22 protein-coding genes and 4 tRNA genes are annotated in these 24,176 nt (G+C 57.0%); 17 read left to right on the top strand and 9 right to left on the bottom strand.

Annotated features, from left to right (window positions below):
- Positions 1-113: 113 nt before the first annotated feature.
- The 5 genes from ELK40_RS21805 (at position 114) to ELK40_RS21785 (ending at position 2,051) form a co-directional block, all read left to right on the top strand.
- A complete protein-coding gene (locus ELK40_RS21805) occupies positions 114-1,499 on the top strand; it encodes an amino acid permease (RefSeq protein ID WP_127732596.1) in 1,386 nt (461 codons plus the stop codon).
- A gap of 102 nt (positions 1,500-1,601) precedes the next feature.
- Positions 1,602-1,678, top strand: a tRNA-Arg gene (locus ELK40_RS21800).
- Positions 1,679-1,745: 67 nt separating this feature from the next.
- Positions 1,746-1,821: transfer RNA gene (locus tag ELK40_RS21795), tRNA-His, on the top strand.
- 22 nt (positions 1,822-1,843) lie between these two features.
- Positions 1,844-1,929 (top strand) — tRNA-Leu (locus ELK40_RS21790).
- Positions 1,930-1,974: 45 nt separating this feature from the next.
- A tRNA-Pro gene (locus ELK40_RS21785) sits at positions 1,975-2,051 on the top strand.
- 506 nt (positions 2,052-2,557) lie between these two features.
- Here ELK40_RS21785 and ELK40_RS21775 read toward each other — a convergent pair.
- The 5 genes from ELK40_RS21775 to hemC all read right to left on the bottom strand — a co-directional run bounded on the left by ELK40_RS21775 (position 2,558) and on the right by hemC (position 8,039).
- Positions 2,558-3,769: an MFS transporter gene (locus ELK40_RS21775; RefSeq protein WP_115877013.1), complete on the bottom strand. Its 1,212-nt coding sequence runs from the start codon at positions 3,767-3,769 to the stop codon at positions 2,558-2,560.
- A 172-nt stretch (positions 3,770-3,941) separates the two neighbouring features.
- Entirely contained in the window at positions 3,942-5,141 is a 1,200-nt protein-coding gene (hemY, locus tag ELK40_RS21770) for a protoheme IX biogenesis protein HemY (protein WP_008501551.1), read from the bottom strand.
- 2 nt (positions 5,142-5,143) lie between these two features.
- The gene (gene hemX, locus ELK40_RS21765) at positions 5,144-6,340 is read right to left on the bottom strand and encodes a uroporphyrinogen-III C-methyltransferase (protein WP_115877014.1); all 1,197 of its coding nucleotides are present in this window, start codon (positions 6,338-6,340) and stop codon (positions 5,144-5,146) included.
- 20 nt (positions 6,341-6,360) lie between these two features.
- On the bottom strand, positions 6,361-7,101 hold the full coding sequence (gene hemD, locus ELK40_RS21760) for a uroporphyrinogen-III synthase (protein ID WP_115877015.1): 741 nt from the start codon (positions 7,099-7,101) through the stop codon (positions 6,361-6,363).
- A complete protein-coding gene (gene hemC / locus ELK40_RS21755) occupies positions 7,098-8,039 on the bottom strand; it encodes a hydroxymethylbilane synthase (RefSeq protein WP_143345649.1) in 942 nt (313 codons plus the stop codon). The genes hemD and hemC overlap by 4 nt, the downstream gene beginning before the upstream one ends.
- 349 nt (positions 8,040-8,388) lie before the next feature.
- Here hemC and cyaA point away from each other — a divergent pair, with 349 nt between their 5' ends.
- Positions 8,389-10,932 carry a class I adenylate cyclase gene (gene cyaA / locus ELK40_RS21750; RefSeq protein ID WP_115877016.1) on the top strand — a complete coding sequence of 848 codons (2,544 nt, stop codon included), beginning with the start codon at positions 8,389-8,391 and terminating at the stop codon, positions 10,930-10,932.
- A gap of 91 nt (positions 10,933-11,023) precedes the next feature.
- On the opposite strand, the gene cyaY is transcribed toward cyaA, so the two are convergent.
- Entirely contained in the window at positions 11,024-11,344 is a 321-nt protein-coding gene (gene cyaY / locus ELK40_RS21745; RefSeq protein WP_111963531.1) for an iron donor protein CyaY, read from the bottom strand.
- 135 nt (positions 11,345-11,479) lie between these two features.
- On the opposite strand from cyaY, the gene ELK40_RS21740 reads away from it, so the two are divergent.
- The 8 genes from ELK40_RS21740 (at position 11,480) to corA (ending at position 18,408) form a co-directional block, all read left to right on the top strand.
- Positions 11,480-11,683 (top strand): lipoprotein, encoded by a 204-nt coding sequence (locus ELK40_RS21740; protein ID WP_024907980.1) that lies wholly within the window; start codon positions 11,480-11,482, stop codon positions 11,681-11,683.
- Positions 11,684-11,718: 35 nt separating this feature from the next.
- The gene (gene dapF / locus ELK40_RS21735) at positions 11,719-12,543 is read left to right on the top strand and encodes a diaminopimelate epimerase (RefSeq protein WP_008501545.1); all 825 of its coding nucleotides are present in this window, start codon (positions 11,719-11,721) and stop codon (positions 12,541-12,543) included.
- Positions 12,540-13,247 carry a DUF484 domain-containing protein gene (locus tag ELK40_RS21730; RefSeq protein ID WP_127732592.1) on the top strand — a complete coding sequence of 236 codons (708 nt, stop codon included), beginning with the start codon at positions 12,540-12,542 and terminating at the stop codon, positions 13,245-13,247. The genes dapF and ELK40_RS21730 overlap by 4 nt, the downstream gene beginning before the upstream one ends.
- Positions 13,244-14,146 (top strand): tyrosine recombinase XerC, encoded by a 903-nt coding sequence (xerC, locus tag ELK40_RS21725; RefSeq protein WP_127732590.1) that lies wholly within the window; start codon positions 13,244-13,246, stop codon positions 14,144-14,146. The genes ELK40_RS21730 and xerC overlap by 4 nt, the downstream gene beginning before the upstream one ends.
- Entirely contained in the window at positions 14,146-14,862 is a 717-nt protein-coding gene (gene yigB, locus ELK40_RS21720) for a 5-amino-6-(5-phospho-D-ribitylamino)uracil phosphatase YigB (protein ID WP_111963534.1), read from the top strand. Before xerC ends, yigB begins: the two co-directional genes overlap by 1 nt.
- Positions 14,863-14,938: 76 nt before the next feature.
- A complete protein-coding gene (uvrD, locus tag ELK40_RS21715) occupies positions 14,939-17,101 on the top strand; it encodes a DNA helicase II (protein WP_032646073.1) in 2,163 nt (720 codons plus the stop codon).
- Between the two features lie 149 nt (positions 17,102-17,250).
- Complete coding sequence (gene ysgD, locus ELK40_RS22955) at positions 17,251-17,307, top strand: YsgD/CorL family protein (RefSeq protein WP_212743980.1); 57 nt, start codon at positions 17,251-17,253, stop codon at positions 17,305-17,307.
- 150 nt (positions 17,308-17,457) lie between these two features.
- Positions 17,458-18,408, top strand: a complete 951-nt coding sequence (gene corA / locus ELK40_RS21705) for a magnesium/cobalt transporter CorA (RefSeq protein WP_008501540.1) — start codon at positions 17,458-17,460, stop codon at positions 18,406-18,408.
- Positions 18,409-18,491: 83 nt separating this feature from the next.
- Here the strand turns inward: corA and rarD are convergent, their stop codons facing one another.
- Together rarD and yigI are read right to left on the bottom strand one after the other, a co-directional pair.
- Positions 18,492-19,388, bottom strand: coding sequence for an EamA family transporter RarD (gene rarD, locus ELK40_RS21700; RefSeq protein ID WP_008501539.1), 897 nt, complete (start codon positions 19,386-19,388; stop codon positions 18,492-18,494).
- 51 nt (positions 19,389-19,439) lie between these two features.
- Complete coding sequence (gene yigI, locus ELK40_RS21695; protein WP_008501538.1) at positions 19,440-19,907, bottom strand: acyl-CoA thioesterase YigI; 468 nt, start codon at positions 19,905-19,907, stop codon at positions 19,440-19,442.
- 163 nt (positions 19,908-20,070) lie between these two features.
- Between yigI and pldA the strand changes: the two genes are divergently transcribed.
- From pldA to rhtC, 3 genes are all read left to right on the top strand, one after another.
- Complete coding sequence (gene pldA / locus ELK40_RS21690) at positions 20,071-20,940, top strand: phospholipase A (RefSeq protein ID WP_127732588.1); 870 nt, start codon at positions 20,071-20,073, stop codon at positions 20,938-20,940.
- A gap of 90 nt (positions 20,941-21,030) precedes the next feature.
- On the top strand, positions 21,031-22,860 hold the full coding sequence (recQ, locus tag ELK40_RS21685) for an ATP-dependent DNA helicase RecQ (protein ID WP_029741834.1): 1,830 nt from the start codon (positions 21,031-21,033) through the stop codon (positions 22,858-22,860).
- Between the two features lie 61 nt (positions 22,861-22,921).
- Positions 22,922-23,542 carry a threonine export protein RhtC gene (rhtC, locus tag ELK40_RS21680; RefSeq protein WP_111963536.1) on the top strand — a complete coding sequence of 207 codons (621 nt, stop codon included), beginning with the start codon at positions 22,922-22,924 and terminating at the stop codon, positions 23,540-23,542.
- Here rhtC and rhtB read toward each other — a convergent pair.
- Entirely contained in the window at positions 23,539-24,159 is a 621-nt protein-coding gene (gene rhtB, locus ELK40_RS21675; RefSeq protein ID WP_111963537.1) for a homoserine/homoserine lactone efflux protein, read from the bottom strand. The two genes, rhtC and rhtB, sit on opposite strands and share 4 nt — an antisense overlap.
- Positions 24,160-24,176 lie beyond the last annotated feature (17 nt).

The following is a 24,176-nucleotide window of genomic DNA, read 5'->3' as shown; positions in this document are numbered from 1 at the left end:
TGCATCGTTTGCCATTTGGCAGATTTTAAGAAACCATTCGCTCCGTATTTTAGTACCCCTAAAAAACAATACCCGGTATTAAGCCGGGAAACAGCAAACACAATCGAGGATCTATGGCAGAGAAAAAACCGGAGCTACAGCGTGGGCTGGAAGCTCGTCATATTGAACTGATAGCGCTGGGCGGCACTATCGGCGTGGGCCTGTTTATGGGTTCCGCAAGCACGCTCAAATGGGCAGGCCCTTCCGTATTACTGGCGTACATCATTGCCGGGCTGTTTGTTTTCTTCATCATGCGTTCCATGGGCGAAATGCTTTTCCTGGAGCCGGTAACCGGCTCCTTCGCCGTTTACGCGCATCGTTATATGAGCCCGTTCTTCGGCTACCTGACGGCCTGGTCATACTGGTTTATGTGGATGGCGGTGGGCATCTCAGAGATCACCGCGATAGGGGTCTACGTCCAGTTCTGGTTCCCGGATATGGCTCAGTGGATACCCGCGCTCATTGCCGTGGGGCTGGTGGCGCTGGCAAACCTGGCTGCCGTGCGCCTTTACGGTGAGATTGAGTTCTGGTTCGCAATGATTAAAGTCACCACGATTATCGTAATGATTGTCGTCGGCCTGGGCGTGATTTTCTTCGGCTTTGGCAACGGTGGACACGCTATCGGCTTTGGCAATCTGACCGAAAACGGCGGCTTCTTTGCCGGCGGCTGGAAGGGCTTCCTGACGGCGCTGTGTATCGTTGTGGCCTCGTATCAGGGCGTGGAGCTGATCGGTATTACCGCCGGTGAAGCGAAAAACCCGCAGGTCACGCTGCGTAGCGCGGTGGGCAAAGTGCTGTGGCGTATCCTGATTTTCTATGTGGGCGCGATCTTCGTTATCGTGACCATCTTCCCGTGGAACGAAATTGGCACGACGGGTAGCCCGTTTGTTTTAACCTTTGCCAAAATTGGCATCACGGCAGCGGCGGGTATCATCAACTTTGTGGTCCTGACGGCAGCGTTGTCAGGCTGTAACAGTGGGATGTACAGCTGTGGGCGTATGCTCTATGCGCTTTCGAAGAATAATCAGCTGCCTGCGGTGATGAGTAAGGTTTCACGTGCCGGCGTGCCGGTGGCGGGTGTGGCGGTTTCCATTGCAATACTGCTGATTGGCTCTTGCCTGAATTACATTATTCCTAACCCGCAGCGCGTGTTCGTTTACGTCTACAGCGCCAGCGTGCTGCCGGGCATGGTGCCGTGGTTTGTTATCCTCATCAGCCAGCTGCGTTTCCGTCACGCGCATAAAAAAGCGATTGAAAGCCATCCGTTCCGCTCAATTCTGTTCCCGTATGCGAACTATTTGACGATGGCGTTCCTGATTTGCGTATTAATCGGGATGTACTTTAATGAAGATACCCGCATGTCGCTGTTTGTCGGGGTGATCTTCCTGGCGGCTGTGACGGCCGCATATAAGCTTTTTGGCCTGGGTCGCCGTGCCACCACGCAGAAAGTGGAGGAATAATCGGCAAAATGTGCAAACCATAACCAAACGCGCATTTTTTTCAAAAAAGCACTAGACAGCGGGGACGGAGGTACGTAATATCCAGCCCCGCAACGGCGCTAAGCGCCCGTAGCTCAGCTGGATAGAGCGCTGCCCTCCGGAGGCAGAGGTCTCAGGTTCGAATCCTGTCGGGCGCGCCATTTTAGTCCCGGCGCTAGAGCTGCGGTGGTCTGAGAAGTAGTCAGTACCGCGTGAAAGAATACAGTGGTGGCTATAGCTCAGTTGGTAGAGCCCTGGATTGTGATTCCAGTTGTCGTGGGTTCGAATCCCATTAGCCACCCCATTATTTGAAAGAGTTGTGAATTGCGAAGGTGGCGGAATTGGTAGACGCGCTAGCTTCAGGTGTTAGTGTCCTTTGGATGTGGGGGTTCGAGTCCCCCCCCTCGCACCACGACTTTTTAAATGAATTGAACTAAAAATTCAAAAAGCAGTACATCGGCGAGTAGCGCAGCTTGGTAGCGCAACTGGTTTGGGACCAGTGGGTCGGAGGTTCGAATCCTCTCTCGCCGACCAATTTTGAACCCCGCTTCGGCGGGGTTTTTTGTTTTCTGCGATTCTTCATCCCTGTAGTCATACCCCAACAATGTCCTTTTCGTTGTCGCAATCCAGCGACATGCAACTCATTGAAAGTTAGATAAAAAACCATTTATGGGTTTTGCTGTCTCCTCCTGGCGACATATGCCCGCCTTTTCCCGATACGTTGTAGAGCTTAAAACGGCGCTTAGCAGCATAATTTCCTTTTATCTTAAAATGTTGCGTTATGTAAAAGTTCTGGCTGTCATGTTGGCACGTTACGTGCAATAATATGCGTGTAGATGCTCATTCCATCTCTTATGTTCGCCTTAGTGCCTCATAAACTCAGGAATGACGCAGAGCCATTTACGGTGCTTATCGTCCACTGACAGATGTCGCTTCGGCCTCATCAGACACCATGGACACAACGTTGAGTGAAGCACCAAATATGTTGTCTTACAGACCTGTTTTAACGCCTGCTTTTATAGCAGGCGTTTTTTTATGCCTTATTCCCGATATCGGCGCACGATCAGGGCAACCATTACCAGAGCCGTTGCGGAGACAGAATAGAGTGCCGCTACTGAGCCAAACCCGGCAGCCACTGCCGCTGCGATACCGGTGAAAAGAGAGGCGCTAAGCGTTTGCCAGCGCCAGGCTTTCCCGCTGGCCGAAGCGGTTTGCGTGAGATGAAAACTACTGAGAACGCCAAACGTCCCGGCCGCGAACAGAGTATTCGAGGCCAGATGCGCGATAAAGATCATCCCCAGCGCACATGCCATCCACCCGGACAACAACGGTAGCGTTCCATAAGCGGCCAGAAAGATGCCCAGACAAACGATGATTCGCGGTGTGCGAGCGGCAAAGCGCGTCAGACTCTCTTTTTTTAGCAGCATGGGGCCGCAAAGCTGTCCCATGCTCCTTGCAAAAAGCAGAGGCAGGGCAAGACCCGCCGCATCCTGAGGATGGATTTGCTGTGCCAGGGCCGGAAGCAGCGCCATGGCCGGTGAGCCAACGGCCGCCAGCGACGGCAGGATGAGCAGACTGCGTTTCTGCCGAACGGTCAACGTCCTCCAGCATAATGCCGCAGGGGCTTCCTCTTCCTCGAGGGGCTGGAGTGAAGGCGCAGAAAACCGGCGTCCAGCCAGCCATAGCATGAGCAGTGATCCGAGAAAGCTGGCGGCATCAATGGCCAGCAGGGTAAACACGGACGTCTTCTGGAACAGCACCACGCCCAGGCCTGTCCCTAATAATACCTGCGAAGCAAAAATCACATTTTCCAGACAGGTTGCAGCAGGCAGCTCTGCTTCGCTGAGACCGCGCTTAAAGAGCAACGTCAGCGCGGGCCAGCTCATCCCGCTGAGCATCGCCTCGGTGGATTGCACAGCGAGCAATGCGGCAACGCTGTGGTAACCCACGCCAAGCAGGGGAAAGAGCAGGGCGAGCAGACCCAGCCCTTCGGTCAGTATCAGCAGGGATATCGGAGAACAGCGTGAGCACAGCTTTTCGCCGATCGTACTGCCGATAAATCCCGGTATCGTAGCGAAAAGAAAAGCGAGTGTGAGCAGACCGGGCGGAGCTGACCACGCTAACAGCAAGCCGAAGACCACGACCTGGGTTAAGCCATTCCCCAGCGAAGAAAAGATAAAAGCACAGGCAAGCAGGCGCAGCCAGCGGTGGCAGCGCAGCGCTTCAATAAGCGCATATAAAAGCGAGTTCATGACGATTTCCTTTCAAAAACGATTTAGTCCACGCTGCAGAAAGTGCGCGTGTGTGAAAAAAAGTTAATGAAAAGACATCGTTACATTGGCGGGTTCGTTTGCTGATGCGGGTGTAAAGAATGTAGCAAGAGAAATGCGATAAAAAAAGGAGGCCATCTGGCCTCCTGATGAATTACTGCTGCGTACCGTTATTTTGCAGCGTCAGCAACAGCCCATCACGGCGCATGGCGGCCGCTTCTTCCGGCTTATGCTGCTTGTCCAGCGTATCGGCAAGCCACGCGTAGTCGAAGGCATCCGGACGCTGCTTCAGCGCGGCGCGGAAGGCGAGGCTTGCCTCCTGCCATTCGCCGTGCTTCATCAACGACTGGCCAAGCGTGCTCCACAGCAGCGGGCGGTCACCAACGGTTTTAATCTGCTGGCGCAGCACTTTTTCGATTTGCTCAGGATTGTTGGTTTTCAGGCGCGGGATCACCATCACCAGGCGATCGTCGTACTGGCGCTTCAGACCGTCGAGGAGGATCTCCTGAGCCGTGTCGTGATCGTCACACTCAATGAGGTGTTCCGCCATCGCCACCTGCAGAGGAACCTGCTGGCGCGTTTTACGGCTCTGATTCTTCCACCACGTTTTCAGACCGTCGCTGCCCAGGTCAGCGCGCGCCTGATCCATCAGGCCAATCCACGCCAGACGCTGAAGCTCGTCACGATGTTCATCGTCGCCTACCTCGGCCTTCGCCATTGAAGGAATGATGTCCAGCAGTGAACCCCAGGCGCCGGTACGAATATAGGCCTGCTCGGCAAGACGCAGCACTTCCGGATGACGTGGCGCGACTTCCAGCAGACGGTCGATACCGTGGCGAGCCGCGTGATTCTCATTACGTGCCAGCTGCAGACGAACGCGCGTAATTTCTACCGGAATCGGGTCGCCGTGAGCCAGCTCAGCCGCCCGCTCCAGGTGCTGATTAGCGCGGGCTTCATCACCGCGCTGCTGCGCCGCTTCGGCCGCCAGCAGATAGTTCACTACCGGCTGTTCGGCGTGGTCGGCGTTTTTCGACATCAGCTTTTCAACCTGCTGATAGTCACCCTCGGCGAGCTTAAGCAGCGCCTGCTCGGTCTGTTTACGGGCGCGGCGGCGCTTACGGCCAACGAACCAGCCTCGGGTATGGGCACCGGTACGAAAAATACGGCGCAGGATCCACTCGATCGCAAACAGCACCACCACGCCGAGGATCAGAATGATCGTCAGACCCGTTACGCTGGTTTCAATGTTGTAGTTATCGGTCTGGATCAGGACGTAACCCTGATGACCCGCAAGCATAGGCCCGAGGACGATCCCGGCGATCAGCAGGATGAAGAGTAAGAGAACTTTTAGCATCATTACTCTCCTTGCGGTGCGCTTTCAGGCGCAGCAGCCGGAGCAGGTGCCGCTCCGCTCGTCTGCTCTGCAGGTACGCCCGGCTGCGCCAGAAGATTGCGTACGCGCGTCTGCATCAGTTTCTCCAGAATCGGCTGGCTGGCCAGCTTTTCCGGCACGTTCATGGTGATGTTCTGCTGGCTTAACTTATCAATGTCTTCGAGGAAGGCGGTGGTCGTCGCATCATCGGTGTTGTAGTAGGCGCGTACCCACGTTGAGACGTTATCAAGCGCCTGTTTATAGGTCTCTTCCTGATGACGCGGCACGGCCTGGGCCGCTACCAGCAGGCGGGAACGAATGTTCTCGCGCAGATAGATGTCCTGGTTAGGCGCGAGCAGCGGTACGGCAGTTTCGTCGCGACGGCGGATCGTGATAAAGCTGTCCATAAAGTTCTGCCAGCTTTTTTGCAGGTTTATGCGCCATTCGCTCAGGGAGCTGGAAAGCTCGGTACCGTCGGAATCCATCGGGGAGTCGTCGTCGTTATTATCCGCCAGCTGCAGGTTATCAATCTGATTCGAAAGCTGGTTCACCTTGAGGATAATGCCGTCGTAATCCACCTGTGAGACGGCGGAGAGGCTGGCGATGTCTTCGGTAATCGCGCGACGAGCGGTGATAAGGCTGGGATCGTTCATGTCGGCCAGGCTTGCATCGGCGCTTTTAAGCAGCGCGGCAGCGGTGGTGACGTCCTGATCGCTCCAGAGCTTACGTCCGGCGAGCTTCACCAGGAAGTCGGCCTGCGAGAGCAGCCAGGTTTTGGCATCGGTGCCGGAAATCGTGGCGACTTTCTGCTGGACTTCACCCAGCTGTTTAGTCAGCTCTTCCTGTTTACCGTTCGCTTCGGCAAGCGCGGCGGCCTGCTGCTTAATCACGGCTTCCAGCTCGGTTTTCTGCGTCTCCTGCTCTTTTTGCAGGGCAGTGAGCTGATTCACCAGCGCATCGCTGGTGGACGTCTGGTTAGCGCTCTGTTGTTTCACCAGCCCGTACAGGCCAACCCCCGCTGCCAGCGCAATGGCGATGGCGATCGCGCTCAGCGCGAGGCTCGTTTTGTTGCTGCTGTTTTTCTTCTCAGCGGTTTTCTCAGTCGTCTCTGGCTGTGGCGTCGTCTCCACAGTCTCCCTGGTCTCTTCAACCACGGCGGAGGATTTGTCGTGTTCCGTCATTATGGCTTCCCATTTGAGAGTTATTGTAATGCGCGCAGCAGCGCATCGTTGTCGGCGTTATCAGCGATCCGAATATCCTGCCAGCCCAGTTCCCGGGCCTGGTTCGCCAGACGCTCACTGACGACCAGAAGCCGACAGCGGAGTAACCAGTTTTCGCGATACCAAAGCGGTATCAGCGACCAAAGCTGTTGTAACATTTCACCGCTGGTGACCACCAGCGTATTAATGCCGCGCGCGTGCCAGCGCATCGCCTCTTCCGCGCCATCGTAGTGTTTTGCACAGCGCTGATAGCACTCAACGAACGTTACGTCGGCACCACGTTCACGCAGCGTTTCACCCAGCAGCTCGCGGCCACCGTTGCCGCGCAAAATGAGCGCACGCTTTCCGGCAATAGTTTGTAATTCAGGTAATTGTAGCAAGACTTCACTGATTTCCCGATCTAACGGGTAACGAACGTCCGCGCCGCTTACTGTATGCAGCGCCAGTGCGGTTGTTCGGCCAATCGCGAAATAGCGGGGGGCAACTGGCCAGGCCAAACTCTGCTGTTGCAGCTGCGCATGGGCAAATTCCACCGCATGTTGCGACAGCGCAAACAGCAGGTCGCCGTCCTGAAGGGTATTCATCTGGTCGGCGAGCGCAGAGAGCTCCCGACCGGGGGAGAATTCAATGAGAGGAAAACTCCAGGCCACCTGCCCCAGTGCGCGCAGACGGCTCACTAACTGCTCTCCTGCGGGAGAAGGGCGGGTGACGAGAATACTCATGCAGGGGGTTCTCCGTTGTAAACGTCAGCCAGAATCTCGCGTGCGCCGTTATCCAGTAGCTCTTCCGCCAGCGACACGCCAAGCTGCTCGGCATCTTGCGCCTTGCCGCGACGTTCGCCGCGTACCATCTGCGAACCGTCCGGGGCGCCCACCAGCGCGCGCAGCCACAGTTCGCCATTCGTCAATTCAGCATAGCTGCCAATTGGAACCTGGCACCCGCCTTCGAGGCGGGTATTCATCGCCCGCTCCGCTTTTACGCGGGTAGCGGTCTCGTCATGGTTCAGCGGTGCGAGCAGTTCGCGGGTACGCGCATCGTTCAGGCGGCACTCGATGCCGACTGCACCCTGGCCCACGGCCGGCAGCGACAGCTCTGGCGGCAACGCCACGCGAATGCGCGACTCCAGCCCCAGACGCTTCAGACCGGCAACGGCGAGGATAATGGCATCGTAATCGCCGTTATCCAGCTTGCCCAGACGCGTGCCGACGTTACCGCGCAGTGAGCGGATGATCAGGTCAGGACGACGCTCCGCCAGCTGACACTGACGGCGTAAACTGGACGTGCCAACCACGCTACCCTCCGGCAGCGCGTCGAGCGAGTCGTAGTGGTTGGAGACAAACGCATCGCGCGGATCTTCGCGCTCGCAGATGGTCACCAGCCCCAGCCCTTCCGGGAACTCGACGGGCACGTCTTTCATCGAATGTACGGCGATATCGGCGCGGTTCTCAAGCAATGCCAGTTCCAGTTCTTTGACAAACAGGCCTTTGCCGCCCACTTTCGCCAGAGGCGTATCGAGGATCACGTCACCGCGTGTGACCATCGGCACCAGCTCGACGCGCAATCCACTGTGGCAGGCTTCCAGGCGCTGCTTCACATAATGTGCCTGCCAGAGCGCGAGAGGGCTTTGGCGTGTGGCAATTCTCAAAACATTGTCTAACATGCTTGTTACCGTCATTATCAATCGCTAACCATCCTAACATTGTTGACTCTGGGATGGCAGTTTTACGGTTGATGAGCGTGAGAGGGACAAGGCGGCGTATTCGTCAGCCATAGCCGTATTCAGGAATTTACACGTACAGAACGGTGCTACACTTGTATGTAGCGCATCTTTCTTTACGGTCAACCGGCAAGGTGTTAAATTGATCACGTTTTAGACCATTTTTTCGTCGGTACCACCAAAAATGATAAGGGCGAAAAAGGGTAACGGTTATCTTTTTGAAATACTGCGGGTCCGCTGTTACTCGTGTTTTGAATAGCTTGCGACACCCGGAAACATCAGGCGATACGTCTTGTACCTCTATATTGAGACTCTGAAACAGAGACTGGATGCCATAAATCAACTGCGTGTGGATCGCGCGCTTGCTGCCATGGGCCCTGCTTTCCAGCAGGTATACAGTCTGCTGCCGACATTATTGCACTATCACCATCCGCTGATGCCTGGCTACCTTGACGGTAACGTTCCCCAGGGCATTTGCCTTTTCACGCCTGATGAAACCCAACAGCATTATCTGAACGAGCTGGAACTTTACCGCGGCATGCCGCCACAGGAATCTCCAAAAGGTGAACTGCCTATTACCGGCGTTTACTCAATGGGGAGCACCTCATCGGTAGGGCAAAGCTGTTCTTCGGACCTGGACATCTGGGTCTGTCATCAGTCCTGGCTCGATAACGACGAGCGTCAGCTACTGCAGCGTAAATGCAGCCTGCTGGAGAGCTGGGCGGCCTCGCTCGGCGTGGAAGTGAGCTTCTTCCTGATTGATGAAAACCGTTTCCGCCATAACGAAAGCGGCAGTCTGGGTGGTGAGGACTGCGGCTCGACTCAGCACATCTTATTGCTGGATGAATTCTACCGTACTGCTGTGCGTCTGGCCGGGAAGCGTATTCTGTGGAATATGGTCCCGTGCGAAGAAGAAGAGCATTACGATGACTACGTCATGTCGCTTTACGCGCAGGGCGTACTGACGCCAAACGAATGGCTGGATCTCGGCGGCCTCAGCTCTCTGTCAGCAGAAGAGTATTTTGGCGCAAGCCTCTGGCAGCTCTATAAGAGTATCGACTCACCGTATAAAGCGGTGCTGAAAACGCTGCTGCTGGAAGCCTATTCCTGGGAATACCCTACGCCGCGCCTGCTGGCGAAAGATATCAAGCAGCGTCTGCACGACGGGGAAATCGTCTCCTTCGGGCTGGACGCCTACTGCATGATGCTGGAGCGCGTAACCGAGTACCTGAAAGCCATCGATGACACCACGCGTCTTGACCTGGTGCGTCGATGTTTCTATCTCAAAGTCTGTGAGAAATTGAGCCGCGAACGCGCCTGCGTGGGCTGGCGTCGTGAAGTGGTCAGTCAGTTAGTGAAAGAGTGGGGATGGGACGAAGCGCGTCTGTCCATGCTCGATAACCGGGCCAACTGGAAAATCGATCAGGTGCGTGAAGCGCACAACGAACTGCTTGATGCGATGATGCAAAGCTACCGCAACCTGATCCGCTTTGCGCGCCGTAACAACCTCAGCGTTTCTGCCAGCCCGCAGGACATCGGGGTATTGACCCGTAAGCTTTACGCCGCGTTTGAAGCGCTGCCGGGTAAAGTTACCCTGGTTAACCCGCAGATTTCGCCAGACCTGTCTGAACCGAATCTGACCTTTATCTTTGTGCCGCCGGGCCGTGCAAACCGCACCGGGTGGTATCTTTACAACCGTGCGCCAAGCATGGATTCAATTATCAGCCATCAGCCGCTGGAGTATAACCGCTACCTGAACAAGCTGGTGGCCTGGGCCTGGTTTAACGGTCTGCTGACCTCGCGCACGCGCCTGTTTATCAAAGGCAACGAGGTGGTTGATCTTGCTAAGCTGCAGGAGATGGTCACGGATGTATCGCACCACTTCCCGCTGCGTCTGCCTGCCCCTACGCCGAAAGCGCTCTACAGCCCGTGTGAGATTCGCCATCTGGCGATTATCGTCAACCTGGAATACGACCCGACGGCGGCCTTCCGCAATCAGGTGGTTCACTTTGACTTCCGCAAGCTGGACGTCTTTAGCTTTGGCGAGCAGCAAAACTGCCTGGTAGGCAGTGTCGATCTGTTGTACCGCAACTCGTGGAACGAAGTGCGTACCCTGCACTTCAACGGCGAGCAGGCAATGATCGAAGCGCTGAAAACCATTCTTGGCAAGATGCACCAGGATGCCGCGCCGCCGGACAGCGTGGAAGTGTTCTGCTACAGCCAGCACCTGCGCGGTTTAATTCGCACCCGCGTGCAGCAGCTGGTTTCTGAGTGTATCGAACTGCGTCTCTCCAGTACCCGTCAGGAAACAGGCCGCTTTAAAGCGCTGCGCGTCTCCGGTCAGACCTGGGGACTGTTCTTCGAGCGCCTGAACGTGTCGGTACAGAAGCTGGAAAACGCCATCGAGTTTTACGGCGCGATTTCACACAACAAGCTGCATGGCCTGTCGGTGCAGGTGGAAACCAACCACGTTAAGCTCCCGCAGGTGGTGGACGGATTCGCCAGTGAAGGGATTATTCAGTTCTTCTTTGAAGAGTCGGGCGACGATGCCGGATTCAACATTTACATTCTGGATGAGACTAACCGCGCCGAGGTGTATCACCATTGTGAAGGCAGTAAAGAGGAGCTGGTGCGCGACGTCAGCCGCTTCTACTCCTCTTCGCATGACCGCTTTACCTACGGCTCAAGCTTTATCAACTTTAACCTGCCGCAGTTCTACCAGATTGTGAACGTCGACGGCCGTACGCAGGTGATTCCGTTCCGCACCCAATCCGTCACGCCTGCCGCGCCTGCCAATCAGGACACCGCCCCGCTGTTGCAGCAGTATTTCTCCTGAGCCTTTTCGCCGGGTGGCGCTTACGTTTACCCGGCCTACGGTTCTAGCCGTTGTAGGCCCGGTAAGGCGCAGCCGCCACCGGGCAAGAAAACTACCTGAAACTCACGTTCTCACCCGCCTGCGCGGTCGCCGCCTGCTCCAGCAGATCCCAGAACGGTACGCCGCTACGGTCGCAAACCCATTCCCCGTCTTTCAGATCGAAATGATAGCCGCCCTGTTTAGCGGCCAGCCACACCTGGTGAAGCGGCTCCTGGCGGTTAATAATAATTTTGCTGCCATTTTCGAAGCTCAGGGTCAGAATGCCGCCGTTGATTTCACAATCGATATCGCTGTCACCGTCCCAGTCGTCAAGACGCTCTTCGATGGTCATCCACAGGTTGTCGGCAAGGCGATGGAATTCACTGTCGTTCATGGTTTTGTTCCTGTTTTTCGTGATGCCGGCAGTATAACCCTAAATAATTCCCGTTGCAGGAAAGCGGCAAACTCTTGCTTTTGTGTCTTCTCCTGCGATGATAGAAACAGATTTGAACTTACGGGCAACTTTATAATGAAAAACGCTTTCCGAACGCTTGCCGTTCTCATCACGCTGTTTAGCCTGACTGGCTGCGGACTGAAGGGACCACTGTACTTTCCGCCTGCGGATAAAACCGCGCCGCCGCCGACGAAACCGGTTAACAGCGGCATTGAGTCTACCACGCCAAATACTAACGACCGTGGCGACAACGGTGGCCCGACTCAGGTTAATCTCTGACGACAACGTTCTGTACCCGCGCAATGGAGCAAATGATGCAGTTCTCTAAAATGCATGGCCTTGGCAACGATTTTATGGTCGTCGACGCGGTAACGCAGAATGTGTTTTTCTCGCCTGAACTGATCCGTCGCCTGGCGGATCGGCATCTGGGCGTGGGGTTCGATCAGCTGCTGGTGGTCGAGCCACCGTACGATCCCGATCTTGATTTCCACTACCGTATTTTTAACGCGGACGGCAGCGAAGTTAACCAGTGCGGCAACGGCGCGCGCTGTTTCGCCCGCTTTGTCCGCCTGAAAGGGCTGACCAACAAGCGTGATATTCGCGTCAGCACGGCCAATGGTCGCATGGTGCTCAGCGTCACCGATGATGAGCTGGTGCGCGTGAACATGGGCGAGCCTAACTTCGAGCCCTCCGTCGTGCCGTTTCGCGCAAACAAAGCGGAAAAGACCTATATTATGCGTGCGGCCGAGCAGACAGTATTGTGCGGCGTCGTCTCAATGGGTAACCCACACTGCGTGATTCAGGTTGATGATGTGGAAACTGCCGCGGTCGAAACGCTCGGCCCGGTACTGGAAAGCCACGAACGTTTCCCGGAGCGCGCGAACATCGGCTTTATGCAGGTCGTGAAGCGCGAGCACATTCGCCTGCGGGTTTACGAGCGCGGCGCGGGTGAGACTCAGGCCTGCGGAAGCGGTGCCTGTGCTGCGGTGGCCGTGGGCATCTCCCAGGGGTTACTGGCTGAAGAGGTTCGCGTGGAATTACCGGGCGGTCGGCTTGATATCGCCTGGAAAGGACCGGGTCATCCACTGTATATGACTGGCCCGGCGGCACATGTCTATGACGGGTTTATCCATCTATGAAACAACCAGGGGAAGAACTGCAGGAAACAGTGACGGAACTGGACGACAGGGCTGTTGTTGATTATCTGCTGCGCAATCCTGAGTTTTTTATTCGCAATGCACGCGTCGTCGAAGAGATGCGCGTGCCGCATCCGGTTCGCGGAACCGTGTCGCTGGTCGAATGGCACATGGCGCGCTCGCGCAACTACATCAGCCAGCTTGAAGAGAACATGACGCTGCTGATGGAGCAGGCCAGCACCAACGAAAGCCTGTTCTATCGACTGCTGCATCTGCAGGCGCGTCTGGCGTCGGCGCACAGCCTCGACGAGTTCCTCAGCCGTTTCCACCGCTGGGCGCGCGAGCTGGGGCTGGCGGGCGCAACGATTCGTCTTTTCCCTGACCGCTGGCGCATCGGCGCGCCGTCGGGATTTACCCATCTGGCACTCAGCCGTCAGGCATTTGAACCGCTGCGCATTCAGCGTCTGGGCCATGATCACCACTATCTGGGGCCGCTTAACGGGCCTGAGCTGCTGGTGGTATTACCGGAAGCCAAAGCGATTGGCTCGGTGGCGATGTCGCTGATGGGGCGCGATGGCGATCTGGGCGTCATATTATTTACCAGCCGCGACGCGCATCACTACGAGCAGGGGCAAGCCACGCACCTGCTGCAGGAGATCGCCCTGATGCTGCCTGAGCTGCTGGAGCGCTGGATTGAGCGCGTATGACGGACGGACTGCTCGCCACTGACGTCTCGCGCTTTCTGCGCTATCTCGGCGTGGAACGTCAGCTTAGCCCCATTACGCTGCTTAACTATCAGCGTCAGCTTGATGCCATCATGCAGATCGCCGACGAAATCGGCCTGAAAAGCTGGCAACAATGTGACGCTGCGACGGTACGCGGGTTTGTCGTGCGTAGCCGTAAACAAAATCTCAGCCCGGCGAGCCTGGCGCTCAGGCTCTCAGCGCTGCGCAGCTTCTTCGACTGGCTGGTCAGCCAGGGGGGCTTAAAAGCCAACCCGGCAAAGGGGATAGCCACGCCGAAGGCGCCGCGCCATCTGCCTAAAAATATTGACGTTGACGACGTAAACCGCCTGCTGGATATCGACCTTAACGATCCGCTGGCCGTGCGCGACCGCGCGATGCTGGAGGTGATGTACGGTGCCGGGTTACGTCTGTCTGAGCTCGTTAACCTCGACCTCAAACATCTCGATCTGGAATCGGGCGAAGTGTGGGTAATGGGTAAGGGCAGCAAAGAGCGCCGCCTGCCGATTGGCCGCAATGCGGTCTCCTGGATTGAGCACTGGCTTGATCTGCGCGGGCTGTTTGGCACCGACGAAGATGCGCTGTTCCTGTCAAAACTCGGCAAGCGGATCTCGGCGCGTAACGTGCAGAAGCGCTTTGCGGAGTGGGGCATTAAGCAGGGGCTGAACAGCCACGTTCACCCGCACAAGCTGCGCCACTCCTTTGCGACACACATGCTTGAGTCGAGCGGCGATCTGCGCGGCGTGCAGGAACTGCTTGGCCACGCAAATCTGTCGACCACTCAAATCTATACCCACTTAGACTTCCAGCACCTTGCCTCGGTGTATGACGCGGCGCATCCACGCGCCAAACGGGGGAAATAATGCGTTTTTACCGCCCACTCGGTCAGATCTCAGCCCTGACGTTTGACCTTGATGACACTCTTTATGACAACCGCGAGGTGATCCTGCGCACCGAGCAGGAGTCCCTGGCGTTTGTGCAGAACTACCATCCCGCGCTGAAGGCGATACAGAACAAGGACTTCCAGAAGCTGCGTCAGTCCCTGCGGGAGACCGAGCCGGACATTTACCACGATGTGACCGAATGGCGTCGTCGCGCGGTTGAGCAGGCGATGCTCAACGTGGGTCTGAGCACGCAGGATGCCGCCATTGGGGCGGAAGCGGCCATGGAAAACTTTGCTAAATGGCGCAGCCGTATCGACGTGCCGCAGGAAACCCACGACACGCTGGCGAAGCTTGCCGAAAAGTGGCCGCTGGTGGCCATCACCAACGGCAATGCCCAGCCGGAGCTTTTTGGCCTGAGTGATTACTTCGAATTCGTGCTGCGTGCGGGTCCTCACGGGCGCGCGAAGCCGTTCAGTGACATGTACCATCTGGCGGCAGATAAGCTTAACCTGCCGCTGGGTGAGATCCTGCACGTGGGGGATGACCTGACCACAGACGTGGCCGGCGCCATCCGCTGCGGGATGCAGGCCTGCTGGATTAAGCCGGAAAATGCTGACCTGATGATCGCCTCCGATAGCCGTCTTCTGCCGCACGTGGAAATTTCACGGTTGGCATCCCTCACGACGCTGATATAATCATCAATTGTTCTGTATAAATTAACAGGGTTTTGGCGAATGCTATTCGCCTGCCCGACATGACGTGACGGTGCCAATGGACGTTTCTTACCTGCTCGACAGCCTTAATGACAAACAGCGTGACGCGGTTGCCGCCTCGCGCACCAACCTGCTGGTGCTGGCTGGAGCGGGCAGTGGTAAGACGCGCGTGCTGGTTCACCGTATCGCCTGGCTGCAGAGCGTGGAAAACTGCTCGCCGTACTCCATCATGGCGGTCACGTTCACCAACAAGGCGGCGGCGGAGATGCGCCACCGCATCGCCCAACTGATGGGCACCAGCCAGGGCGGCATGTGGGTCGGCACCTTCCACGGCCTGGCGCACCGCCTGCTGCGCGCACACCACATGGACGCCAACCTGCCGCAGGATTTCCAGATCCTCGACAGCGAAGACCAGCTCCGTCTGCTGAAACGCCTGATCAAGGCGATGAACCTCGACGAGAAGCAGTGGCCGCCGCGTCAGGCGATGTGGTACATCAACGGCCAGAAAGACGAGGGGCTGCGCCCGCACCACATTCAGAGCTTCGGCAACCCGGTCGAGCAGACCTGGCAGAACGTCTACAAGGCCTATCAGGAAGCGTGCGATCGCGCCGGTCTGGTGGATTTTGCCGAGCTGCTGCTGCGCGCCCACGAGCTGTGGCTGAACAAACCGCACATCCTGCAGCACTACCGTGAACGCTTCACCAATATCCTGGTGGACGAATTCCAGGATACCAACAACATCCAGTACGCGTGGATCCGCCTGCTGGCCGGCGATACCGGCAAGGTGATGATCGTGGGCGATGACGACCAGTCGATCTACGGCTGGCGCGGGGCGCAGGTGGAGAACATCCAGCGCTTCCTCAACGATTTCCCCGGCGCGGAAACCATCCGTCTGGAGCAGAACTACCGCTCAACCAGCAACATCCTGAGCGCGGCCAACGCCCTGATTGAGAACAACAACGGGCGTCTGGGTAAAAAGCTGTGGACCGACGGCGTCGACGGCGAACCGATTTCGATTTACTGCGCCTTCAACGAGCTCGACGAAGCGCGCTTCGTGGTGAACCGCATTAAAACCTGGCAGGACAACGGCGGCGCGCTGGAGCAGTGCGCCATTCTCTATCGCAGCAACGCCCAGTCGCGCGTGCTGGAAGAGGCGCTGCTGCAGGTGAGCATGCCGTACCGCATTTATGGCGGTATGCGCTTCTTCGAACGTCAGGAAATCAAAGATGCGCTGTCGTATCTGCGTCTGATTGCCAACCGTAACGACGACGCGGCGTTTGAACGCGTGGTCAACACGCCCACCCGTGGGATTGGCGACCGTACGCTGGACGTGGTGCGTCAGGCCTCGCGCGACCGCCAGCTGACGCTGTGGCAGGCGTGCCGCGAGCTGCTGCAGGAAAAAGCGCTTGCCGGACGTGCCGCCAGCGCATTGCAGCGCTTCCTTGAGCTGATTGACGCCCTCGCGCAGGAAACGGCCGACATGCCGCTGCACGTGCAGACCGACCGGGTGATTAAAGATTCCGGCCTGCGCACCATGTACGAGCAGGAAAAAGGCGAGAAGGGCCAGACCCGTATTGAGAACTTAGAGGAACTGGTCACGGCAACTCGCCAGTTCAGCTACAACGAAGAAGACGAAGATCTGATGCCGCTGCAGGCGTTCCTCTCCCACGCCGCTCTGGAAGCGGGGGAAGGGCAGGCCGATACCTGGCAGGATGCGGTTCAGCTCATGACCCTGCACTCCGCCAAAGGACTGGAGTTCCCGCAGGTGTTCATCGTCGGGATGGAAGAGGGGATGTTCCCGAGCCAGATGTCGCTGGATGAAGGCGGCCGTCTGGAAGAGGAACGCCGTCTGGCCTACGTGGGCGTGACGCGCGCGATGCAGAAGCTGACGCTGACCTATGCGGAAACCCGCCGTCTGTACGGTAAAGAGGTCTATCACCGTCCGTCGCGTTTTATCGGTGAACTGCCGGAAGAGTGCGTGGAGGAGGTGCGTCTGCGGGCAAGCATCAGTCGTCCTGTCAGCCATCAGCGCATGGGATCGCCGATTGCGGAAACCGACACTGGCTACAAGCTGGGCCAGCGCGTGCGCCATTCGAAGTTTGGCGAAGGCACCATTGTGAATCTGGAAGGCAGCGGCGAGCACAGCCGCCTGCAGGTGGCGTTCCAGGGGCAGGGGATCAAATGGCTGGTGGCGGCCTACGCGAAGCTGGAAACAGTCTAACATTCAGAAAAATATCATTATTTTGTAATAATCTGCTAGCCTTATACGTTGAAGGTCAATTAATGCCCTTCAGCGTTTCGTTGCGTGTTGACGCCACAGTTATAGCTGGCGTAACATGCGCGCACGATTACGCTAAGAGGACATTCGCCTTGGACACACCCAGTAGATACTGGCTCAATTCCCTGTCATCCAGGAACAACTCCTAAGGCTATCTCCTCTTGCTGATGGCCTTAGTGGTTGTCAGCGACTGCATTATTCCCGTCGCGCTGAGTCAGGCTGTTTAATGGTCTGAAACCCAATTTGTTTCTGTGTGCCCACCGAACTGTCCGATATTTTTTGCATTGGGAGTCCCGGTCATGTTGAGCGCATTTCAACTCGAAAATAACCGACTGACTCGGCTTGAAGCCGAAGAGTCACAGCCCCTCATTGATGCCGTATGGGTGGATCTGGTCGAGCCGGACGACGATGAGCGCCTTCGCGTACAATCTGAGCTGGGGCAAAGCCTGGCAACCCGCCCGGAACTGGAAGACATCGAAGCATCCGCGCGTTTTTTTGAAGACGAAGACGGTCTGCATATTCACTCCTTCTTCTTCTTTGAAGATGCGGAAGACCACGCGGGTAACTCCACCGTGGCGTTTACCATTCGCGATGGCCGCCTGTTTACGCTGCGCGAGCGCGAGCTGCCGGCATTCCGTCTCTACCGCATGCGCGCCCGCAGCCAGGCAATGGTGGATGGTAACGCCTACGAGCTGCTGCTCGATCTGTTCGAGACCAAAATTGAACAGCTGGCGGACGAAATTGAAAACATCTACAGCGATCTGGAAAAGCTGAGCCGCGTGATCATGGAAGGCCATCAGGGCGATGAGTACGACGAGGCACTCTCCACGCTGGCTGAGCTGGAAGATATCGGCTGGAAGGTGCGTTTGTGTCTGATGGATACCCAGCGCGCGCTGAACTTCCTGGTGCGCAAGGCGCGTCTGCCGGGCGGTCAGCTGGAGCAGGCGCGTGAGATCCTGCGCGATATCGAATCCCTGCTGCCGCACAACGAATCCCTGTTCCAGAAGGTCAACTTCCTGATGCAGGCGGCGATGGGCTTTATCAACATCGAGCAGAACCGCATCATCAAGATCTTCTCGGTGGTGTCCGTAGTGTTCCTGCCGCCAACGCTGGTGGCATCCAGCTATGGGATGAACTTCGAGTTTATGCCGGAGCTGAAGTGGAGCTTTGGTTACCCGGGGGCGATTATCTTTATGATCCTCGCGGGGCTGGCGCCGTATCTGTACTTTAAGCGCCGGAACTGGCTGTAAAAATCTGGCGGGTGGCGCTGCGCTTACCCGTCCTACGATCGAATTCCCTCTCCCTGTGGGAGAGGGTTAGAGTTAGGGCAACTTCACAGCCCTTTGCGCCCCCTGCGCTGGGTATAAATCGCATCGGCGACGAAAATCGCCAGCGCCACCCAGATAAAGGCGAACGTCACCATCTTATCCGCCCCCGGCACCTCGCCGTAAAACACCACCGCCAGCAGGAACATTAGCGTCGGGCCAATGTACTGGAAGAAACCCAGCGTGGAGAGACGCAGGCGCGTCGCCGCACCGGTGAAGCACAGCAGTGGAATAGTGGTCACCACGCCCGCCGCCATCAGCATCAGGTTTAGCGACCACGGGTTGCTGCCCATGTGGCTGGTTGGGCTGTCGGCGATGCCGAAAAGATAAATCGCCGCCACGGGCAGCAGCCACAAGGTTTCAAACAGCATCCCCGTCTGCGCTTCTACCGCAATCTTCTTACGCACCAGGCCGTAGAACGCAAAGCTGAACGCCAGGCCGAGGGCAATAATCGGCAGCGAGCCGAAGGTCCAGAGCTGCACCAGTACGCCGCAGAAGGCCAGAATCACCGCCACCCACTGCATCCGGCGGAAGCGCTCACCGAGGAAAATCATCCCCAGCACGATATTCACCAGCGGGTTAATGAAGTACCCCAGGCTCGCTTCGAGCATGTGATGGTTATTCACCGCCCAGATAAACAGCAACCAGTTGCCGCCAATCAGCACGGCAGAAAGTGCCAGCAGGAAGATCTTCTTCGGGGTTTGCAGCAGCGTTTTGACGCCCGACCACTGACGGCTGAGGCTCATCAGCGCAATCATAAAGAAGAACGACCAGATGACGCGGTGAGTCAGGATCTCATCGGCCGGAACGTAGGCGATAAGCTTGAAATACGCCGGGGCGATACCCCAAATAAAATAAGCGGCAAGGGCGAGTAAAACGCCCTGCCGCGTCTGTTTAGCATCCATCGGGAAAATCCGTTACAAAAAAGTGAATTAATTTTACCCGATTTTGCCGCCTCAACCCACCATATAAGTGGCGGTTGCGCTGGCGATATACACCTGTTCTTCGTTGTGTAATTCAACGCGCGCCACGGCGACTTTATTCCCCGCGCGCAGCAGGCTGCTCGTGCAGGTGAAGCGATTTCCACGTCCCGGCCGAAGATAGTCGACGCGCAGATCGATGGTGCCCATGCGCGCCAGACGCTGGCGGAGTTCGTCTTCGTTGATGGTGTCATGGCGGGTCAGCGTACTGCCCACGCAGACCAGACCTGCCGCCACGTCAAGCGCGGAGGCAATCACGCCGCCGTGCAAAATACTTTGCGCCCAGTTCCCTACCATCATCGGCTGGTTGTTGAAGCTCAGCTGGGCAAAGTCTTTCTCGTAACGCTCCAGCTCCAGTCCCAGCGCGCGGTTAAACGGCATATGGTAAACAAAAATCTCGCCCACGAGTTTTAACACTTCTTCGGCTGTAAGCATGGCTGACATGAGGCATCACATCCTTATTGTTAACGAAATGTTGATTTTATGCCTCAGCAACAAGGAATTCCACTTTCAGAAACGAGGATGCAGCAGTTGTCGCATAAGTCTGTAGAATGTCCGCCACATAACTATTTAGCTAATTTTACTCTTTTGCAGGAGAACACCACCGATGCGGACGTATCTGGCCTGGTTACTGGCGGCGATTTCGCTGCCCCTCACAGCCTTTGCGCAGGAAGCGACAATCAAAGAGGTGCATGATAAGCCTGCCGTTCACGGTAGCATTATCGCGAACCTTCTTCAGGAGCATGACAATCCGTTCACGCTCTATCCGTATGACACCAACTACGTGATTTACACCCAGACCAGCGATCTCAACAAAGAGGCGATAAGCTCCTATAACTGGTCTGATAATGCGCGTAAAGATGAGGTGAAGTTCCAGCTCAGCCTCGCTTTCCCGTTCTGGCGCGGCATTCTGGGACCGAACTCGGTGTTTGGTGCCTCCTATACGCAGAAGTCCTGGTGGCAGCTCTCTAACAGCGGGGAATCCTCGCCGTTCCGCGAAACCAACTATGAGCCCCAGCTGTTCCTCGGCTTTGCAACGGATTATGAGTTTGCGGGCTGGACGTTACGCGATGTGGAAGTGGGCTTTAACCATGATTCTAACGGACGTTCCGATCCGACATCCCGTAGCTGGAACCGTGCCTATACGCGCCTGATGGCGCAGAACGGTAACTGGATGGTGGAAGTGAAGCCGTGGTATGTGGTCGGCAGCACTGATGACAACCCGGACATCACCAAATATATGGGCTACTACCAGCTTAAAGTCGGCTACCAGTTAGGTGATGCCGTGCTGAGTGCGAAAGGTCAGTACAACTGGAACACCGGCTACGGCGGCGCGGAAGTGGGCTTAAGCTATCCGGTAAGCAAGCATGTCCGCCTTTATACGCAAGTCTACAGCGGTTACGGCGAGTCGCTTATCGATTACAACTTCAACCAGACCCGCGTCGGCGTGGGCGTGATGCTGAACGATATTCTCTAGACTGTTCGAATGTTTTTGCGTTAAACGTTGAAGTTTCTCTCTCAGGCGCTGAAAATAGCGCCTGTTTCATTTCAGGCATATGGGGTTAACGTGGCGCAGGCGGAAGTATTGAATCAGGAGTCGCTGGCTAAACAGGTTTTGCATGAAACCTTTGGCTACCAGCAGTTCCGCCCTGGCCAGGAAACCATCATTGAAACGGTGCTGGAAGGTCGTGATTGCCTGGTGGTGATGCCTACCGGTGGCGGCAAGTCCCTCTGTTATCAGGTGCCCGCGCTGGTGCTTAACGGCCTGACGGTCGTGGTATCCCCCCTCATTTCTCTAATGAAAGACCAGGTTGACCAGCTACTCGCCAACGGAGTGGCGGCGGCCTGTCTCAACTCGACCCAAACCCGGGAGCAGCAGCAAGAGGTCATGGCCGGGTGCCGCACCGGGCAGATCCGCCTGCTGTATATCGCGCCGGAACGCCTGATGCTGGATAACTTCCTTGACCACCTGGCGCACTGGAACCCGGTCCTGCTGGCGGTGGATGAAGCGCACTGTATCTCCCAGTGGGGACACGATTTCCGCCCGGAATACGCCGCCCTCGGCCAGCTGCGTCAGCGCTTCCCCGAGCTGCCGTTTATGGCGCTTACCGCCACGGCGGATGACACCACGCGGCTGGATATCGTTCGCCTGCTCGGGCTGAACGACCCCTATATCCAGGTCAGCAGCTTCGACCGCCCCAACATCCGCTACATGCTGATGGAAAAATTCAAGCCGCTGGATCAGCTCCTGCGCTACGTCCAGGAGCAGCGCGGCAAGTCCGGCATCATCTACTGCAACAGCCGTGCAAAGGTGGAAGACACCGCCGCGCGTCTGCAAAACCGCGGCTTTAGCGCCGCCGCCTATCACGCCGGATTAGAGAACCACATCCGTGCCGACGTGCAGGAAAAATTCCAGCGCGATGACCTGCAGATCGTGGTCGCGACGGTGGCGTTTGGGATGGGGATCAACAAGCCCAACGTGCGCTTCGTGGTGCATTTCGACATTCCGCGCAATATCGAATCCTACTATCAGGAAACCGGCCGCGCCGGGCGCGACGGCCTGCCTGCGGAAGCGATGCTGTTTTACGATCCGGCCGATATGGCGTGGCTGCGCCGCTGTCTGGAAGAGAAGCCGCAGGGACAGCTGCAGGATATCGAGCGCCACAAGCTCAACGCGATGGGCGCGTTTGCCGAAGCGCAAACCTGCCGTCGTCTGGTTCTGCTCAACTACTTTGGTGAAGGGCGACAGGAGCCGTGCGGCAACTGCGATATCTGCCTGGATCCGCCGAAACAGTACGATGGCCTGATGGACGCGCGTAAGGCGCTCTCGACCATTTACCGCGTGAACCAGCGCTTCGGGATGGGCTACGTGGTGGAGGTGCTGCGCGGTGCCAATAACCAGCGTATCCGCGATATGGGCCACGATAAGCTGCCGGTCTACGGTATTGGCAAGGAGCAGAGCCACGAGCACTGGGTGAGTATTATTCGCCAGCTGATACACCTCGGCTTCGCCACGCAGAACATTGCCCAGCACTCCGCCCTGCAGCTGACCGAGGCGGCGCGCCCGGTCCTCCGCGGTGACGTTGAGCTCAAGCTCGCCGTGCCGCGCGTCATCGCCCTGAAGCCGCGCGTGATGCAGAAATCCTACGGCGGCAACTACGACCGCAAGCTGTTCGCCAAACTGCGCAAGCTGCGTAAGGCCATCGCCGACGAAGAAAACATCCCGCCTTACGTGGTGTTCAACGACGCGACGCTGATTGAGATGGCCGAGCAGATGCCGCTTAGCGCCAGCGAGATGCTCAGCGTCAACGGCGTGGGGACGCGCAAGCTGGAGCGCTTCGGTAAAGAGTTTATGGCGCTCATTCGCTCTCACGCCGACGGCGACGATGAAGAGTAGTCAGCCGGGCGAAAAAGTGCCAGGATGATGACTCACTAAATTATTTCCCCGCGAGCTAATTATGTTAATGCTATTTCTCACCGTGGCATTAGTGCACATCGTTGCGCTGATGAGCCCCGGCCCGGACTTTTTCTTCGTGTCACAAACGGCCGTCAGCCGCTCCCGAAAAGAGGCGATGATGGGCGTGCTCGGTATCACCATGGGCGTTATGGTCTGGGCGGCCGTTGCGCTGCTCGGTCTGAACCTGATCCTGGCGAAGATGGCCTGGCTGCATAACATCATTATGGTCGGCGGCGGGCTGTACCTGTGCTGGATGGGCTACCAGATGCTGCGCGGGGCGCTGAAGAAAGAAGAGAAAAAACCGGAAGAGCCAAAGGTGGAGCTGGCAACGGGCGGTCGCAGCTTTGTAAAAGGGTTGCTGACTAATCTGGCGAACCCAAAAGCGATTATCTATTTCGGCTCGGTGTTCTCGCTGTTTGTCGGCGATAGCGTCGGTGCGGGCGCACGCTGGGGCATCTTCCTGCTGATCGTCGTTGAAACCTTTGCCTGGTTTACTATCGTGGCCAGCCTGTTCGCCTTACCGGCGATGCGCCGCGGCTACCAGCGTATCGCGAAGTGGATTGACGGCTGCGCCGGCGCACTGTTCGCCGGCTTCGGCATTCATCTCATCATTTCTCGCTAAGCATGACGCGCTGACGCAAGCAGCGCGCCAACCAGCATAAACAGCGAGCCAAAGACTTTATTCAGGGCCTTCATTTGCTTAGGCCCTTTAATCCACGCCGCAATTCGCTGCGCCAGCGTCGCGTAACCAATCATCACGATGATATCGACGATAATGGTGGTCGCGCCCAGCACCACGTATTGCATCACCTGCGGCTGATGCGGAACGATAAACTGCGGGAACAGCGCGGCGAGGAAAACGATGCTCTTCGGGTTGGTCAGGTTGACGAACACCGCCCGCTTAAACAGATGGCCGCGGTTTTGCGTCTGCGCGAGAGTATTCAGGTTGATGGAACCTGCCGCGCGCCACTGCTGGATGCCGAGCCATATCAGATAAGCTGCCCCGGCCCATTTCAGCACTTCAAACGCCAGCACCGAGCGGGAGAAAAGTGTCCCCAGACCAATCCCAACCAGCACAATATGAATGCCCAGCCCGGCCTGCAAACCGGCAATCGACGCCACCGCACCGCGGTAACCGTGGTTGATGGAGGTAGTCATGGTGTTAATAGCACCCGAACCCGGAGAAAGGCTGAGGATAATGGATGTCAGCAGGTAGGCGAACCACCACTCGAAGGTCATTTGAAACTCCCGAACCG

The sequence above is a fragment of the Enterobacter sp. N18-03635 genome, from assembly GCF_004006055.1.
Classification (GTDB): domain Bacteria; phylum Pseudomonadota; class Gammaproteobacteria; order Enterobacterales; family Enterobacteriaceae; genus Enterobacter; species Enterobacter vonholyi.
Note: the sequence above shows the minus strand (reverse complement) of the source record. Positions and strands in the feature narration are given on the sequence as shown.